The organism is Acinetobacter sp. CIP 101934 (genome assembly GCF_000369585.1).
Lineage (GTDB): Bacteria > Pseudomonadota > Gammaproteobacteria > Pseudomonadales > Moraxellaceae > Acinetobacter > Acinetobacter schindleri.
Genome location: NZ_KB850094.1, coordinates 1,858,557 through 1,876,372 on the forward strand (window position 1 = coordinate 1,858,557; position 17,816 = coordinate 1,876,372).

The 17,816-nt window shown below is 42.4% G+C and carries 13 protein-coding genes, 2 tRNA genes, 2 rRNA genes and 2 other annotated features; of the genes, 10 read left to right on the forward strand and 7 right to left on the reverse strand.

Going from position 1 to position 17,816, the window contains the following annotated elements; translation table 11 throughout:
- Positions 1-245: 245 nt before the first annotated feature.
- From aroC to F899_RS09150, 3 genes are all read right to left on the reverse strand, one after another.
- Positions 246-1,340, reverse strand: coding sequence for a chorismate synthase (gene aroC / locus F899_RS09140; RefSeq protein ID WP_005222326.1), 1,095 nt, complete (start codon positions 1,338-1,340; stop codon positions 246-248).
- Between the two features lie 12 nt (positions 1,341-1,352).
- Positions 1,353-2,363 carry a 50S ribosomal protein L3 N(5)-glutamine methyltransferase gene (prmB, locus tag F899_RS09145; protein ID WP_005222327.1) on the reverse strand — a complete coding sequence of 337 codons (1,011 nt, stop codon included), beginning with the start codon at positions 2,361-2,363 and terminating at the stop codon, positions 1,353-1,355.
- Between the two features lie 358 nt (positions 2,364-2,721).
- The gene (locus F899_RS09150) at positions 2,722-3,105 is read right to left on the reverse strand and encodes a hypothetical protein (protein ID WP_005222329.1); all 384 of its coding nucleotides are present in this window, start codon (positions 3,103-3,105) and stop codon (positions 2,722-2,724) included.
- 199 nt (positions 3,106-3,304) lie between these two features.
- Between F899_RS09150 and F899_RS09155 the strand changes: the two genes are divergently transcribed.
- The 10 genes from F899_RS09155 (at position 3,305) to F899_RS09200 (ending at position 12,063) form a co-directional block, all read left to right on the forward strand.
- Positions 3,305-3,613, forward strand: a complete 309-nt coding sequence (locus F899_RS09155; RefSeq protein ID WP_005222330.1) for a hypothetical protein — start codon at positions 3,305-3,307, stop codon at positions 3,611-3,613.
- Between the two features lie 147 nt (positions 3,614-3,760).
- The gene (locus F899_RS09160) at positions 3,761-5,134 is read left to right on the forward strand and encodes an ABC1 kinase family protein (protein ID WP_004809593.1); all 1,374 of its coding nucleotides are present in this window, start codon (positions 3,761-3,763) and stop codon (positions 5,132-5,134) included.
- 246 nt (positions 5,135-5,380) lie between these two features.
- Positions 5,381-6,676, forward strand: a complete 1,296-nt coding sequence (locus F899_RS09165) for an acyl-CoA dehydrogenase family protein (RefSeq protein ID WP_005222332.1) — start codon at positions 5,381-5,383, stop codon at positions 6,674-6,676.
- Between the two features lie 28 nt (positions 6,677-6,704).
- Positions 6,705-7,904, forward strand: coding sequence for an acyl-CoA dehydrogenase family protein (locus F899_RS09170; protein ID WP_005222334.1), 1,200 nt, complete (start codon positions 6,705-6,707; stop codon positions 7,902-7,904).
- A 112-nt stretch (positions 7,905-8,016) separates the two neighbouring features.
- Positions 8,017-8,502 (forward strand): GNAT family N-acetyltransferase, encoded by a 486-nt coding sequence (locus F899_RS09175; RefSeq protein ID WP_005222337.1) that lies wholly within the window; start codon positions 8,017-8,019, stop codon positions 8,500-8,502.
- A gap of 133 nt (positions 8,503-8,635) precedes the next feature.
- Complete coding sequence (locus F899_RS09180) at positions 8,636-9,217, forward strand: lytic transglycosylase domain-containing protein (RefSeq protein ID WP_005222339.1); 582 nt, start codon at positions 8,636-8,638, stop codon at positions 9,215-9,217.
- A 484-nt stretch (positions 9,218-9,701) separates the two neighbouring features.
- On the forward strand, positions 9,702-10,061 hold the full coding sequence (locus tag F899_RS09185) for a hypothetical protein (RefSeq protein WP_005222341.1): 360 nt from the start codon (positions 9,702-9,704) through the stop codon (positions 10,059-10,061).
- 54 nt (positions 10,062-10,115) lie between these two features.
- Positions 10,116-11,087 (forward strand): hypothetical protein, encoded by a 972-nt coding sequence (locus tag F899_RS09190; protein WP_005222343.1) that lies wholly within the window; start codon positions 10,116-10,118, stop codon positions 11,085-11,087.
- Between the two features lie 12 nt (positions 11,088-11,099).
- The gene (locus tag F899_RS09195; RefSeq protein ID WP_004895107.1) at positions 11,100-11,636 is read left to right on the forward strand and encodes a GTP-binding protein; all 537 of its coding nucleotides are present in this window, start codon (positions 11,100-11,102) and stop codon (positions 11,634-11,636) included.
- Between the two features lie 10 nt (positions 11,637-11,646).
- On the forward strand, positions 11,647-12,063 hold the full coding sequence (locus F899_RS09200) for a roadblock/LC7 domain-containing protein (RefSeq protein WP_005222345.1): 417 nt from the start codon (positions 11,647-11,649) through the stop codon (positions 12,061-12,063).
- A 733-nt stretch (positions 12,064-12,796) separates the two neighbouring features.
- Here F899_RS09200 and rrf read toward each other — a convergent pair.
- The 4 genes from rrf to F899_RS09220 all read right to left on the reverse strand — a co-directional run bounded on the left by rrf (position 12,797) and on the right by F899_RS09220 (position 16,654).
- Positions 12,797-12,911: ribosomal RNA gene (gene rrf / locus F899_RS09205) — 5S ribosomal RNA — on the reverse strand.
- A gap of 182 nt (positions 12,912-13,093) precedes the next feature.
- Positions 13,094-15,987, reverse strand: a 23S ribosomal RNA gene (locus tag F899_RS09210).
- A gap of 446 nt (positions 15,988-16,433) precedes the next feature.
- Positions 16,434-16,509 (reverse strand) — tRNA-Ala (locus tag F899_RS09215).
- Positions 16,510-16,577: 68 nt separating this feature from the next.
- Positions 16,578-16,654: transfer RNA gene (locus F899_RS09220), tRNA-Ile, on the reverse strand.
- A gap of 74 nt (positions 16,655-16,728) precedes the next feature.
- Positions 16,729-17,702 (reverse strand) — a sequence feature (most likely nonfunctional fraction of RNA operon).
- A gap of 11 nt (positions 17,703-17,713) precedes the next feature.
- Positions 17,714-17,761, reverse strand: a sequence feature (16S ribosomal RNA rRNA prediction is too short).
- Between the last annotated feature and the right edge of the window lie 55 nt (positions 17,762-17,816).

The following is a 17,816-nucleotide window of genomic DNA, read 5'->3' on the forward strand; positions in this document are numbered from 1 at the left end:
CAATTAAGTCCAGCTTTCTTCTTTTGCAATATTTAATACCTCAACTTTTAAACCTTCTAACTCATTAAAAATTTTTGAATCATTTTTTGGATGAGTTTTCGAATTTCGTTTTTAATCAACCTAAACTTCTTAAAAGCATAGGAAAAATAAGTTTCTCTCCACCTAAATCATCTATTGCCTTTGCAAATATAAAAAAAGCCAGACCGAAGTCTGACTTTTTGGATTCACTTCAGATCAGAAGCGAATTATTTTGGTTCAATTGGTGCAAACGGCGCAACCACATCGGCATTTTGTGCACGATGGCGCATAAAGTGATCCATCAATACAATCGCCAGCATTGCTTCAGCAATTGGCGTCGCACGCACACCCACACAAGGATCATGACGGCCTTTGGTCAACACGTCAGTATCTTCACGATTGATGGTGATGGTTTTACCCGGCGTGGTGATTGAAGCGGTTGGTTTTAGTGCAATCGATACGCGAATGTCCTGACCGCTAGAAATCCCACCCAAAATACCGCCGGCATGATTTGCCAGGAAACCATCCGTTGTTAATTCATCACGCGTTTCGTGACCAAACTGTTCAGCTACGCCAAAACCATCACCAATTTCCACACCTTTAACGGCGTTAATAGACATCATGGCATGGGCAATATCGGCATCCAGACGATCGAATACTGGCTCACCCCAACCCACTGGAACTTTGGAAGCAATAATTTCCAGTTTTGCACCACAACTTGTACCTTGTTCACGCAATGAAGTTACTAAAGCTTCAAAGCGAGGAACGGCATCAACATCACCACAGAAGAACGGATTATTTGGAACTTCATTCCAGTCCAGTTTCTCGGCTTTTTCAGTGCCAATCTGGGTGACATGACCGCGGATTTCAATACCGAACTTCTCAAACAGGAATTTCTTGGCAATCGCACCCGCTGCCACACGCATTGCAGTTTCACGTGCACTTGAACGGCCACCGCCACGATAATCACGGAAACCATACTTCTGGGTATAGGTATAATCTGCATGACCTGGGCGGAAAGTCTGCGCGATATTGCCATAGTCTTTCGATTTCTGGTCAGTATTGCGGATTAAAAGACCAATTGAAGTACCGGTGGTTTTACCCTCAAACACACCGGAAATAATTTCAACTTCATCTGGCTCTTTACGCTGTGTTGCAAATTTTGAAGTACCCGGCTTACGACGGTCCAGATCCTTTTGCAAATCCGCTTCAGACAGTTCAATCCCTGGTGGAACCCCATCAATAATGGCCATTAAGCCAACACCATGAGATTCACCACAAGTCGTTACACGGAAGAGTTGCCCTATACTATTACCTGCCATGTGAACGACTCCTTATGAATTAACAGATTGAATGAATAAATCACGATATTGACGGCATTGGGCTGCAGTCAGTGCAAAGATACCTGAACCACCACGTTGGAACTGCAACCAGTGGAAATCAACGGTATTGAAGTTTTGCTTCATCGCCCATTCAGAATTACCCACTTCAATCACGATCAAACCATCTTCAGTCAGGTAATCAGCCGCTTGAGCCAGCATTTTACGTACTAGATCCAGACCGTCTTGACCAGCAGCCAATGCCAGCTCTGGCTCATGATGGAATTCATCAGGAAGATCAGCCATATCCTCTGCATCCACATATGGAGGATTCGACACGATTAGATCATATTGATTTTCAGCTGGAATTTTTGCGAACAGGTCCGATTCAAGCAATGCCACTTGATACTGCTTGTTATGATGCTCACAGTTGATCTGCGCTACTTCTAAAGCCTCTTTAGACAGATCGGTTGCATCCACTTCAGAATCTGGAAAAGCGTATGCCAATGCAATCGCAATACAGCCTGAACCGGTGCACATGTCCAGAATACGTTGTGGTGTTTTTGGATTCGGATTTTCTGGCAGGTTATTTACCGCTGCACCCATTTCACCATTTTCGCCCAGGCAATATGGTGCAAAACGGTTTTCAATCAGCTCAACGATTGGTGAACGTGGAATCAGTACACGCTCATCCACATAGAATGGCTTGCCAAAGAAATAAGCCAGATTTAATAGATAAGATGTCGGCATTCTTTCATTGATACGACGTCCTAACAGATTCAAAAACTCTTCTTTTTCGCTTGGAAGTAGTTTTGAATCCAGAATTTCTGGATCAGCATTCCAGTCCAGAGAAAGGGTTTGTAAAACCAGTGCTGAACTTTCAGCAAAATAATCTTCTGTGCCTTGGCCCAAGTGCGCATCGTATTGACGTAATGCTGTAACACCAAAACGGATAAAATCACGAATGGTTGTTAGATTTTCAGCGGCTTCCTGCAAATGTTCAGGGCTAATAGTCGGTCGATCCACTTAAGGCGTCTCCAGAGGTCATATTTTAAAACGCCTTATGATACCTTGTTTCGCCTGCTTTTATAATGCTAAAACCATGAAAAATACGAAAACAGCACGACTCCACCCTGGCTGAATCTGGTTTTAGAAGCCTGTTATTTGATGATGAGAATGGTCAACAATAGATCGCTTTAATCCGGATTTGAATGCTTTAAAGTATGAGAGATAAATCGAACGTTTTATGAAGTAAGTGATAAATAATACTGACTCACCTATTCAGCGCTTTTGTCCAGTCTTAATAAATCTCAAATTCTCGCCATAATTTAAAAAGCATAACAAACTTACATGTCCGTTATGCTTTTGAGTACCGATCAGCTCCTCAGCGTTTTCCGACAAAAGAACGTGATTGATAATAATTGGACTGCTCAATTACCATGGCTAGGGCACATTGCCCTTGCTGGATTTTGGTATAGTTTCCAGCACGGATACGACCACATTGCTTATCCAGTCTGGATTCAAACAAGGCATAATGGTTTTTTACTACAGCAGCATTATTTGCGTTTAATTTAAGATAATTTTTATAGCTTTTTTTCAAGATTTTAGTCTGCCCTTTTAATTCCTTAGCAATACATTTTTCAGTCTTGGTACGGTCACCATAGGTGAACTTCATACACTGTGAATATTCCCTTGAATAATCCTGAGCTGCTTGTGTATATACAGCTGTACCTGCCAGAATAGCAGTTAATAAACATGCAAAACGCATACATTCCCCTTTGCCAAATTGGCATGATGCTTACAATCGCACTCATCAATTTTGTTTTAAGTTATATTCCGATACTACCTGAGTCCAGTGAAAATTCCTATTCCTTTATAAGCATCGATTTTATGCAAATAAGCAATTGAAACTCTCAGAATTGTCTCCATTATATAGCGAAGATATACAAGTAAACGAGTTGAATGTTATGAGCTACAAGCATAACAACCTGATGGCCATGCGCCTGAATTATTGGGATGATATACAGTCTCATAACGTGCAGCAGGAAAAGGCATTTTTGCAAGACATGTTAATTCAGCAGGGTGTTTTTCAGCAGGCAACGCTAGAAGATGCACGCTATCTGTTTTTTAGTTTACCCAGTATCGTGATTGTTAAAGGTTATGCTCTGGGCTTTCAGCATGAGTCCGTGATTACATTGATTCAACAGCACATTCAAACAAATATCCAACAGTTGCAACAAAGAACTGAATTAAAAATTCAATTTCAGATGCCATAATGCCTTGGCTAATATAAATACAGGTCATCGAGCCTGATCATGTTTAGCGTAAATTCAATCTGTTAAAACTTTTTTAATACGTGAAGACAGGTTAATATCCGCTACAATGATTTATTCTGCTATATGCTGGGAAAGGATTTATTCTACATGTCAGATCAGAACGATAAGCTCAAACAACTGAAAACCTCATCCATGGATCGACGCTTATCGATCGCCAAGGCATCCCTACTTGCAGGCACCCGCTGGGCAGCATCAAATGCCACTTCAATGTTCTCGAGTGAAGAAGAGAAAGAGAAAAAACGCAAAAAAGCCATGAAAGAACAGGCAGATTATTTGGTTGCAGAAATCGGCAAGCTGAAAGGTTCTATCGTCAAGATCGGCCAAATGATGGCGCTCTATGGTGAACATTTTCTGCCCGAAGAAATCACTCAGGCATTAAATACATTAAATAATAAGACTGTAGCCTTGGCCTGGCCTGCGATTAAAGCGCAGTTACAAGCGCAGCTTGGTTCAAAACTTGATGATTTAACCATTGATCATGAACCTTTAGGAACAGCCTCACTGGCTCAGGTACATCGCGCCAAACGCAAATCTGACGGGCTGGAACTGGTACTGAAAATCCAGTATCCAGGCGTTGCAGAAGCGATTGACTCAGATATGAGCCTGTTTAAAAACATGCTCAAATTGACCCGTATGGTGCCGCAAACCCGTGAATTTGATCAGTGGTTTGATGAAGTTCGTGAAATGATGCATCGTGAAGTGGACTACAAAATTGAAGCTGCAACAACCCGCCGTTTCCGTCAACGTCTGCAAAATGATCCACGTTATATCGTACCGACCATTATTGAAGATTACTCGACCGATCGCGTGCTCTGTATGACCTATGAGCGTGGTGTACCAATCAATAGTCCGGTCATGCTGTCTCTGCCACAGGAACGTCGTAATAAACTCGGTGAAGCTTCCTTAGAAATCGCAGTACGCGAGATTTTCGAATGGGGCGAAATGCAGACTGACCCGAACTTCGGGAATTATCTGGTACGTTTGGGCAATGGTGATGACGCACAGGATAAAATTGTCCTGCTCGACTTCGGTGCAATCCGTCAGTTTGACCAGCATCTGCTCAATGTGGCGCGTAATCTGATTCAAGCGGGTTATCATCATGATTCAGATATGATGGTCAAAGCCATGACTGGTTATGAATTCTTTGACTCGATTCCGCAAAGTATCAAACCAGATATGGCCAAGGTTTTCTTGCTGGCTACTGAAGCATTTAGCTCGCCAATGAACAATAAAGACCTGCCAGCCGGCGTAATGGATGCACAAGATCGCTATGACTGGAAAAAGAGTCAGTTGCATAGCCGTGTCATGCAACAAGCCTCTAAATCGATGGCATCACGTTATTTCAGCGTTCCACCGAAAGAGTTTATGTTCATCAGCCGTAAATTTATTGGTGCCTACACCTTTATGACCGTGATTGATGCCAAAACTAATGTGCGTGCCATGATCAAGAAACATCTCTAAAGAGAATCAAGTGATATTTTGAGTTGACCCGGCTGATATCTGTCATCCGGGTCAATTTTTTGCATTCTAATATTTTTAAATAACATAATTATATTAATAATTTCATAAACTTGTTAGCAAATTTTATATAATAAATTTCCTTCATTATTGTCAATCAATCATGTCATTCCTGACATGGTTTTTTATCAGGCAACCTGTCAGCATAATTCTGAAAATATCTAAAACATTTATAACAGGATAATGATAATGAGCAATATGGTGAATAAGGCCCAAGGAGTTGGCTTATCCATACTGACTAAAATTGCAGGCAGTGAGCTACTGGATCAGTTTAAGCTACGAAAATTCGTTGAAAAGTCCCTGTATCAAAGCTCTAAGGCAGGTTTTAAAACCCTAAGCCAGACACAAAAGCTGCTGAAATCAGGACAAAAAATTAAAAAACAGCGCCTGCCAAATCAGAATAAATCCCTGTTTGATCTTAGCCTGACTGAAGAGCAGCAGATGACCGTAGATGCAATGGAGCAGTTCTCAGCCGAAGTACTTTATCCGCTTGCTCACGATGCAGATCACGCTGAAATCTTTCCAGAGGTTCTGTGGCAACATGGTACCGACTTAGGACTTAACTTCTATGCCTTGCCTGAGTCCTTAGGTGGTGTAGCGACTGAAAAGAATATTGTAAGCAATGTGCTGATTGCTGAATATCTGGCTAAAGGAGACTTCAGCCTGACTGCTGGCCTGCTTTCAACCTTTAGTGTGATTAATGCCCTGACTCAATGGGGCTCAGAACAGATTCAATCCGACTATCTGGCTTCTTTCGCAAATGATAAAGGTATTCGAGCCACATTTGCCACGCAGGAAAATATACCGGCTTTCAATCCTTTTAGGCTTACAACCCAAGCAACACCACACCAAGATCATTATCTGATTCAGGGTGAAAAAACACTGGTCTTACTCGCAGCCACTGCAGACATCTATCTGGTCAGTGCCATGCTCAATGGTCAGCCGGATGTATTTGTGGTGCAACGTGATCCGAGTATCAGTATTCAAAAGTCAGCTGCGATGGGTCTTAAAGCAAATGAAACTGCCACACTGCATTTCGACAATACACCAGCACAACGTCTCGGTGATGAAGATTTTGATTACACCGCCTTTATCGATCTGGGTAATCTGATGTGGTGTGCCATGGCTGTCGGTACCTGCGAGGCTGTCAGGAAATACTGTATTCAATATGCCAATGAACGTACAGCGTTTGGTGAACCCATTTCCCATCGTCAAGGGGTTGCTTTCATGATTGCCGATATGGCAATTGAAACAGATGCTATGCGTATGCTGGTGCTGAACGCTGCCAGTCTTGCAGAAGCAGGTAAGCCTTTCCATCGTGAGGCATATTTGGCCCGTATTCTCTGCGCAGAAAAATCAATGAAGATTGGCACAGATGGCGTGCAAATCCTGGGTGGACATGGCTATACCCGTGAACATCCTGTGGAACGCTGGTATCGTGACTTACGCGCGACTGCTGTCATTCAAAGTGGGCTGCATGCCTGATCATTGACATGAATATGGAATAATTATAATGAATCTGCAAAATCCAAAAAAATTTAAATTACTGATTGATCAGGCCCATGAAGTTGCGCTGAATGTATTACGTCCAATTTCCCGTAAATATGACAAGGCTGAACATGCCTATCCTAAAGAGCTGGATATGCTGGCTTCTGTTGTGGATGGCATGAATGCTGGTAGCGAAGGTATGAATGCTGGTGCCGCAGTCAATAAACGTGGTGATACGGATACGTCTAATAAAAATGGCGTCAACATGTCAACTGCACTGAGTATTATTGAGATGTGTTATGGCGATACAGGTCTGCTCCTGTCCATGCCACGCCAAGGTCTGGGTAACTCGGCGATTGCAGCGGTGGCAAATGAGGAACAATTGACACGTTTTGAAGGCACCTGGGCAGCAATGGCGATTACCGAGCCAGGTTGTGGTTCAGACTCTGCTGCAATCCGTACTACGGCAACCAAAGATGGTGATGACTATATCCTGAATGGCGAAAAAATCTTTGTCACCTCAGGTGAACGTGCAGATTCTGTAGTGGTGTGGGCAACTTTGGATAAAAGCCTGGGGCGTGCTGCAATCAAATCCTTTGTGGTACTCAAAGGTACGCCTGGGATGAAAGTCGAGCGTCTGGAACATAAACTTGGTATCAAAGCTTCGGATACCGCCGCAATCAGCTTTGTAGACTGTCGTGTGCCTGCGGCAAATCTGTTGGGTAATGCAGATATTGATGTTGCCAAAGGTTTTGCTGGCGTAATGGAAACCTTTGATAATACCCGCCCACTGGTTGCTGCAATGGCAATTGGCTGTTCCAAAGCATCTCTAGAACGAATCAAAGAGATATTCAAAGACCAGCTAGATACGGATTACGGTACACCCTATTTACAGACCTCCCATATTGCAGCGCAGATTTACCGGATGGAAGCAGAATGGGAAGCAGCTCGACTGCTGATGCTGAAAGCAGCCTGGATGGCAGACAATCGTAAACCCAACTCTCGCGAAGCTTCAATTGCCAAAGCCAAGGCTGGTCGTATTGCTAATGAAATCACTTTAAAATGCGTCGAGTTAGCATCTTCTGCAGGTTATAGCGAGACTGAGCTACTCGAAAAATGGGCTCGTGACTCAAAAATCCTCGATATCTTTGAAGGTACCCAGCAAATCCAACAGCTGATTATTGCTCGTCGTGAGCTGGGTAAATCATCTAGTGAGCTGAAGTAGGTTGCAGAATCTCGAACATGCTGACTCGTTGATGGATTTATAAGCTATAAAGATGGATTTTTTACAGTTTTAGGACTATAAAACCTCCATCTTTTTTTATGTTTCATGATTTATGTATTCTATTCGACCGATCCAGCCTAAGGATAATCCCCAAATTGCCAAAATTATTCGTGAAGTTTCTATTGAATTTGGTCTTGCTGCTGAATCCGGTTTTGCAGTAGGTGATTCTATTCTGGACAGCTTATATCAGGTTTATCAACAACCAAATGCTGCTTACTGGGTTATTGTCGATGAAGATGATCAAGTTTATGGTGGTGGTGGCATTGCTCCCCTACAAGGTGATAATAGCATTCTAGAACTCCAGAAAATGTACTTCCTCTCAGCCATTCGTCAACATGGGTTTGCCAAGCAGATTTTGAATCTGGCTTTTGATTTCGCACAACAACAGAAATTTCATAAGATTTATCTGGAAACGACAAAATCCCTTTGGCAAGCTGTCAAACTCTATGAAAAACTGGGCTTTGAACATCTGGCATATCCTGAGGGCAATACGGGGCATAATGAAGCGTGTGAAATCTGGATGCTGAAAATTATATAAAAGTGCCTCAAGTAAAGATCAAGCTAAAAAGCTGCAAAAATTATTATAGCTCAGGTTTAAAAGGTTAATCAGCTTGACGCTGAACCGTTCATTTTTTAGTATCAAATTAATTTTATAATGCGGATATTTAATTTTGACCTACTTTAAGTCATTTACCTTAAAACGTCTTTTATCTCATTTTTTTACACCCTCGCATTTCAAAAAACTCATCCTCCTAGGCAGTGCAATTACTTTAACTGCATGTTCTTCTTTAGGTGGAGGTTCCATAGAAAAACGCTCAGCTAAACTTTCCAAAGGGATACAAAGTGCATATTCTATCTCTCCAGAAACAGCAAATCGCGTATCGCCACTGATTATTAAAAGTGCCGAACAGCACAATTTAGATCCACTCTTAGTCGCAGCAGTAATCCGACAAGAATCTACCTATCGTCCGTATGTCAGCTCACCTGCTGGTGCTGTGGGTTTAATGCAAATTATTCCACGTTATTGGCAAAGCAGTTGTGGAGCTGATTTATTCCATGAAGCCACCAATGTCCAATGTGGCTCCTATATATTAGCGCGTTATCAACAATCTGCAGGCGACTTAAAAAAGGGGCTAGGATATTATAATGTCGGTCCATCTGGTTTTGAAAATAATCGCAAGATGCGTAAGCAAGGTAAAAAATACGCTAAACAGGTACTTAATCATAAAAAAATTTTAAAAAATTCAATTTAGTTTTTCTAATAGATGTAATTAAGCATAATTATAGATTATGCTTAATTATTCATCTAAACCATGATTTTCCACTTTTATAATATTATTTGACCCACATCACTATTAAATTTTTATATACCATTTAAATCACATTTTGATTTAAATATATCAAAACCTATATTGTTTATTAATACAACATTTAAAATTATTTGTTATATTTTTTTATATTATTTAAAATTTACAATATTAATACATAATGAATCAGTTTATACATACAATTAGTTATTCAAATATGATGTTAATATTTAAAATTAATAAGAATTAAGTCACATAAAATCATTTTTAAATTAATTTTAAATAATACTCTATTTCAATTAATAGTTTTCATATAAGCTAATTTCTAAATATTTTCAATTTATTTTAACTTGTATTCTTGGTTCTTTTATATAAACATTCTTGCGATAATTTTTTTATCTTCATTATTTAAAATTTTCCAGGGGATAGTATGGCCAAGCTTACTTTAGATGCACTTACAGATATTGATGGTTTCGTTGCAGCAGCACTCGTAGACAACGAAAGTGGTCTTGCATTAGCAACTCTTGGCAATAATACAATTGATCTTGAGCTCGCAGCTGCAGGCAACACAGAAGTTGTACGTGCTAAACGTCGTGTAGCAGCGAGCCTGAATCTGAATGATTCTATCGAAGACATTCTAATCACTTTAGGCAAACAATATCACTTGCTACGCCCACTTGATTCAAATGAAAATTTATTCCTTTATCTAGTTCTTGACCGTAGTCGTTCAAACCTGGCTATGGCACGTCATGAATTGAAACACTTTGAAAAAGGTTTAGATTTTGCTTAATTAAGCTATTTGAGGGTTACTTTTTCCGGTAACCCTTAAATTGAGCACATCCTCATGAAAGATACTCTCTATATTTCCATTTCTGGCCTCAGCCTATCTTTAATAAATGTATTTAAAAGTACAATGGTTGATGTTTTAAGTGAAAAATATAATCTGGTATGGACCAATCTTACTGACCAGAAACTACAGCTTTTATTAGTAAATGCTGATTTTGTCGATTTACCCCATATTCAAAAAATTAAAAGTAATAATCTTACACTTCTACAAATTGAGAAAAACCCTGCATTGTCATCTCAGGTGATTGAAAATACCTTGTTCTTACCCTTTGAGCACCCCCATGCTTTAATTGAATGGTTACAACGTGAGTTTTTATCAGGCACTCAATCGCCTCATTCAATTGAACAACCCATATTAATAGTACCCTCTTGTAGCGCCAAAATAGCATATCAGTCATTTAAATTAATACTAGATGAGCTATTTCAGCCATCAGGTCATAGCAAATACATAATCAAAAATAGTGATAAACGTGTAGCTCTTATCGATCTGGAACAACATTGCTTCTATCCAGCAATCGACTGGTATCCGCAACCTGATTCAGAATTCAGCATTGAACCTGCCGATTTAAATAGTATTGTGCAATTTCGCACTCAAGTGCGCCCAGAAGATCTTAACCAAGGGATCTGGAATTTTGTATGGCATCATCTGCAATTTGCTGAACTTGAATATTCAGACTATTACCGCTTAGCTAAATGGCCACAAATTAAAGATTTCGACCAGCGCAAAGATCTATTCAAATTAGCTGCCCTTTTCAGTGAAGGTGCATCAGTTGCCTATGCACAACAACAGTTGAAATTAGGTGAAAAATATATTCATCAATTTCTATGTGCTTCACAACTAGCCAATATACTTGAACCGATCTCATCAGATCAAGCCAAATTCACACAGCATGCAACCACCGCTGTTCAAAAGGAAGCTAATAAAATGATGGGTTTCTTTAGCAAATTACGTAAAAAGCTCGGTATCTAGGAGTAATTCAGTTTGATCTTGCACCAATTTAAATTGGTATTTGCCGGTAGCATGGGTGCTGGCAAGACTACAGCCATTCGCACCATTTCTAATATTGATGTATTAAGTACCGAAGCAATTAATACCGACCTTGAAGCACACCAAAAATCACTAACAACAGTCGGTATCGATTATGGTGAACTGGTCCTGGAAGATGGGGTCAAAGTCGGCTTATATGGCACACCAGGCCAGCAACGCTTTAATTTTATCTGGAACGTAATTACACAAGGCGCTATTGGAGTAATATTACTGATTGATGACAGTATTGATGAGCCACTAGAAGAGCTAGAATTTTATCTAAATTACTTCAAAGATAAAGTTAAAAACGTTGTGATTGGCATTACGCATATTGATAAGAAAGCTAAAAATAATGCTGCTCTCTATCATGGCTGGGCTGAAAAGCAAGACAGTACTTATCCAATGTTCTTTATTGATGCCCGTGAAAAAAATGATGTTTTAATGCTGGTTGATGCCTTGATCGCCACAGCTGAAGTTCAACTTACTGTCTGAAGAAAATTCCATGTCCTTAAATGATCTTGCAAAACGTACTGCTCCCCAAGAATTAACTGAATTTGCAGCCAAGCAGATTCAAGCACTCTTATTCAATGTGCAAGGTATAGAACTTACCATGCTGTGCTCTTCTGATGGATTTGAATTAGCCTCATTTGAAAAAATTAAAACTAACGGTAAAGGAAAACTTGCTGCGGTAAGTAGTTCTATTGTGGCTATGGTCCAGGCATTTATGCAGGAATTACAACTGGAAGGCTGTCAAAGCATTACACTGGATGCTAATAATGGTAAAGCGAACCTAACTGCAATTCCGCATCCAAAGTTTCCTATGCTGATCCTAGCCATGACCACTAATGATGTACTTTTAGGTCAACTGTTATATTGCACGAAAAAAATTGCTCAGGATATTTCTAACTTTCAAATCTGATTCCATATGAATATTACAAGCTTGAATCAGGCTTGTAATATTATATAATCAAGATTCATAATAACTGCTCATAATTCCAGTCAAAATTCCTGCAAGAAAAGCATATTTAAATATATGATCGACTATACCTGAAATGATTAAAAGTAAGACAAATAAAATGGCAGAGCCCAAACTAGCCATCACGGGAGCAGCTGTTACTTCTGCCTGATTTATATGATATTACTTAATCACAATTTTAATTTAACTAATCCTGATTAAAGAACCAGCAATTTAATAATCTAAGTTTCTATCTAAATGTACAACATATGACTAAAAATAATATTTATATGTAAATCTTTCATCCTTTATAAAACATACTCTGTAAATATCAATACCCTTCATATAAGGCGTTTGAGTCTATATAGCTACAAGTCTATTTACCGATAGCCCGCAAAACGTTTTATTACCACCAAGGTGGTAATAAAACAAAGTTATTCACCTTCCACCCGCCCTCCGAGGCACTGTAGCAAAGTATTTAGTAGCGATGCAGAGTAGTACCTAGCATCAGTTAAAAACCACTACCAAAATCAATTACAGGGAATCCATCCTAGAAGATAGCAACCACTATGAATTTATATAGTGTGCAGATTTTCTGCTATGGGTTTAGATTAAAAATCAATATTTAGATACTTTCTTAAATCCTAGCCATAAAAAAACACCCCCTGTCATTTGACAGGGGGTGTTTAGAATAATGAGCTGGCGATGACTTACTCTCACATGGGAAACCCCACACTACCATCAGCGCTAAGAGGTTTCACTTCTGAGTTCGGGAAGGGATCAGGTGGTTCACTCTTGCTATGGTCGCCAGCACAACTGGTATGACTTTGCGTTTGGTCTTATTTAAATGCCAATGCTTGGTCAAATGAGTTATTAACAGAGATACTTGAGTTAAATTAGGTTGTTTATTCTATCTAGCTTTTCAACTAAATCAAGTTTGATCGTTTGATTTCGAATCAATTGAGCTTTTATACAACAACTGTTTGGGTGTTGTATAGTCAAGCCTCACGAGCAATTAGTATTGGTCAGCTTCATGTATCGCTACACTTCCACATCCAACCTATCAACGTCGTAGTCTTCAACGGCTCTTTAGGTGACATAAAGTCACAGGGAAATCTTATCTTGAGGTAGGCTTCCCGCTTAGATGCTTTCAGCGGTTATCCCTTCCGAACATAGCTACCCGGCGATGCGACTGGCGTCACAACCGGTACACCAGAGGTTCGTCCACTCTGGTCCTCTCGTACTAGGAGCAGATCCTCTCAAATTTCCAGCGCCCACGGTAGATAGGGACCGAACTGTCTCACGACGTTCTAAACCCAGCTCGCGTACCTCTTTAAATGGCGAACAGCCATACCCTTGGGACCTGCTTCAGCCCCAGGATGAGATGAGCCGACATCGAGGTGCCAAACACCGCCGTCGATATGAACTCTTGGGCGGTATCAGCCTGTTATCCCCAGAGTACCTTTTATCCGTTGAGCGATGGCCCTTCCATACAGAACCACCGGATCACTAAGACCTACTTTCGTACCTGCTCGACTTGTGGGTCTCGCAGTTAAGCGCGCTTTTGCCTTTATACTCTACGCGTGATTTCCGACCACGCTGAGCGCACCTTCGTACTCCTCCGTTACTCTTTAGGAGGAGACCGCCCCAGTCAAACTACCCACCAGACATGGTCCTCGTCCCGGATAACGGGACAGAGTTAGAACCTCAATATTACCAGGGTGGTATTTCAAGGACGGCTCCATGGCAACTAGCGTCGCCACTTCAAAGCCTCCCACCTATCCTACACAAGTAAGATCAAAGTTCAATGTCAAGCTGCAGTAAAGGTTCACGGGGTCTTTCCGTCTAGCCGCGGGTACACCGCATCTTCACGGCGATTTCGATTTCACTGAGCCTCTGCTGGAGACAGCGCCCCCATCATTATGCCATTCGTGCAGGTCGGAACTTACCCGACAAGGAATTTCGCTACCTTAGGACCGTTATAGTTACGGCCGCCGTTTACTGGGGCTTCGATCAATAGCTTCGCTTGCGCTAACCACATCAATTAACCTTCCAGCACCGGGCAGGCATCACACCCTATACGTCCACTTTCGTGTTTGCAGAGTGCTATGTTTTTAATAAACAGTTGCAGGGGCCTGGTTTCTGAGGCTGCCAACAGCTCAAGGAGCAAGTCCTATCACCGCCGGCAGCGTACCTTCTCCCGAAGTTACGGTACCATTTTGCCTAGTTCCTTCAGCAGAGTTCTCTCAAGCGCTTTGGTCTACTCGACCTGACCACCTGTGTCGGTTTCGGGTACGATTCCTGTTTAACTGAAGCTTAGAGACTTTTCCTGGAAGTATGGTATCAGCCACTTCACTGTACAAGTACAGCTTGCTATCAGTTCTCAGCATAGAGTACCCCGGATTTGCCTAAGATACATGCCTACAACCTTCCACCTGGACAACCAACGCCAGGCTGACTTAACCTTCTCCGTCCTCTCATCGCATTAAACAGAAGTATTGGAATATTAACCAATTTCCCATCGACTACGCCTCTCGGCCTCGCCTTAGGGGTCGACTCACCCAGCCCCGATTAACGTTGGACTGGAACCCTTGGTCTTTCAGCGAGCGGGTTTTTCACCCGCTTTGTCGTTACTCACGTCAGCATTCGCACTTCTGATACCTCCAGCAGACTTCTCAATCCACCTTCATCGGCTTACAGAACGCTCCCCTACCACTTACACTAATGTGTAAATCCGCAGCTTCGGCATATAGTTTTAGCCCCGTTACATCTTCCGCGCAGGCCGACTCGACTAGTGAGCTATTACGCTTTCTTTAAAGGGTGGCTGCTTCTAAGCCAACCTCCTAGCTGTCTATGCCTTCCCACATCGTTTCCCACTTAACTATAATTTAGGGGCCTTAGCTGGCGGTCTGGATTGTTTTCCTCTTGACTACGGACGTTAGCACCCGCAGTCTGTCTCCCGGATAGTACTCATTGGTATTCGGAGTTTGCATCGGTTTGGTAAGTCGGGATGACCCCCTAGCCGAAACAGTGCTCTACCCCCAATGGTATTCGTCCGAGGCGCTACCTAAATAGCTTTCGGGGAGAACCAGCTATCACCGAGTTTGATTAGCCTTTCACCCCTATCCACAAGTCATCCCCTGGCTTTTCAACGACAGTGGGTTCGGTCCTCCAGTCAGTGTTACCTAACCTTCAACCTGCTCATGGATAGATCACCCGGTTTCGGGTCTATACCCAGCAACTAAACGCCCTATTAAGACTCGGTTTCCCTACGGCTCCCCTATACGGTTAACCTTGCTACTGAATATAAGTCGCTGACCCATTATACAAAAGGTACGCAGTCACCACATGAGTCGGCTCCCACTGCTTGTATGCATGCGGTTTCAGGATCTATTTCACTCCCCTCACAGGGGTTCTTTTCGCCTTTCCCTCACGGTACTGGTTCACTATCGGTCAGTCAGGAGTATTTAGCCTTGGAGGATGGTCCCCCCATATTCAGACAAGGTTTCACGTGCCTCGCCCTACTCGACATCATCATATCAGCCCTTTCGTGTACAGGACTATCACCCACTATGGTTGCACTTCCCAGAGCATTCCACTAAAACTGATATGACTTAATGGGCTGTTCCCCGTTCGCTCGCCGCTACTGAGGGAATCTCAATTGATTTCTTTTCCTAGAGGTACTGAGATGTTTCACTTCCCTCCGTTCGCCTCGTATGACTATGTATTCATCATACGATACCTGGCTTATACCAGGTGGGTTTCCCCATTCAGACATCTCCGGATCACAGGATATTTGCCGCCTCCCCGGAGCTTTTCGCAGGCTATCACGTCTTTCTTCGCCTCTGACTGCCAAGGCATCCACCACATGCACTTAATTACTTGACTATACAACCCCAAACAGTCGTTAATCCTTACAAGTAAGATTAACAACAAGATCAACTAGTAAACTAGCCTTTCTCACAGTTAGAGTTTCGTGCACTTAAGCACTGTACAGCTTCAATTAGATTCATATACCAAAACGCTTGATTCAGTTTAATCGCTAGAACTCATTTCTTGTAGTTGCCTACTTGAAACGAGTTTGAACAAATTATTTCAACTCAAATATATTCTGTTAATGATTTTTCCAGCCTTCGTCAGGTCAGGAAACTGTGATAAATCACAGAGATTATCAAGTGCGCGTATCATAACGCTTGTACTTGCTAATCTCTAGGATCTAAACACTTGATCGCTTAGGAACTAAACAACTTCATCACTGTATGATTACATACTGCGCGAAGCGTAGCTTCTTGCTTAAATTTCAAGGAAAAGCATGCTTTTCTTGTCTTGAAATTTGGTGGAGACTAGGAGAGTCGAACTCCTGACCTCCTGCGTGCAAAGCAGGCGCTCTACCAACTAAGCTAAGTCCCCAGCTTATCATATAGGATTCAATGTTCTGATTTTCTGCTTTACTCTGCAATTGCTTGCTTCGTCAGTAGTGGTGGGTCTGACAAGACTTGAACTTGTGACCCCACGCTTATCAAGCGTGTGCTCTAACCAACTGAGCTACAGACCCTCAGATACATCGTCATGAAGAACAACTTGTTGTGGATTCTTACCAATCGTCAATCTTTCGTTAAGGAGGTGATCCAGCCGCAGGTTCCCCTACGGCTACCTTGTTACGACTTCACCCCAGTCATCGGCCACACCGTGGTAAGCGTCCTCCTTGCGGTTAGACTACCTACTTCTGGTGCAACAAACTCCCATGGTGTGACGGGCGGTGTGTACAAGGCCCGGGAACGTATTCACCGCGGCATTCTGATCCGCGATTACTAGCGATTCCGACTTCACGCAGTCGAGTTGCAGACTGCGATCCGGACTACGATCGGCTTTTTGAGATTAGCATCCTCTCGCGAGGTAGCAACCCTTTGTACCGACCATTGTAGCACGTGTGTAGCCCTGGCCGTAAGGGCCATGATGACTTGACGTCGTCCCCGCCTTCCTCCAGTTTGTCACTGGCAGTATCCTTAAAGTTCCCGGCATTACCCGCTGGCAAATAAGGAAAAGGGTTGCGCTCGTTGCGGGACTTAACCCAACATCTCACGACACGAGCTGACGACAGCCATGCAGCACCTGTATCTAAGTTCCCGAAGGCACCAATCCATCTCTGGAAAGTTCTTAGTATGTCAAGGCCAGGTAAGGTTCTTCGCGTTGCATCGAATTAAACCACATGCTCCACCGCTTGTGCGGGCCCCCGTCAATTCATTTGAGTTTTAGTCTTGCGACCGTACTCCCCAGGCGGTCTACTTATCGCGTTAGCTGCGCCACTAAAGCCTCAAAGGCCCCAACGGCTAGTAGACATCGTTTACGGCATGGACTACCAGGGTATCTAATCCTGTTTGCTCCCCATGCTTTCGTACCTCAGCGTCAGTATTAGGCCAGATGGCTGCCTTCGCCATCGGTATTCCTCCAGATCTCTACGCATTTCACCGCTACACCTGGAATTCTATCATCCTCTCCCATACTCTAGCTTTCCAGTATCGAATGCAATTCCTAAGTTAAGCTCAGGGATTTCACATCCGACTTAAAAAGCCGCCTACGCACGCTTTACGCCCAGTAAATCCGATTAACGCTCGCACCCTCTGTATTACCGCGGCTGCTGGCACAGAGTTAGCCGGTGCTTATTCTGCGAGTAACGTCCACTCACTTTAGGTATTAACTAAAGGAGCCTCCTCCTC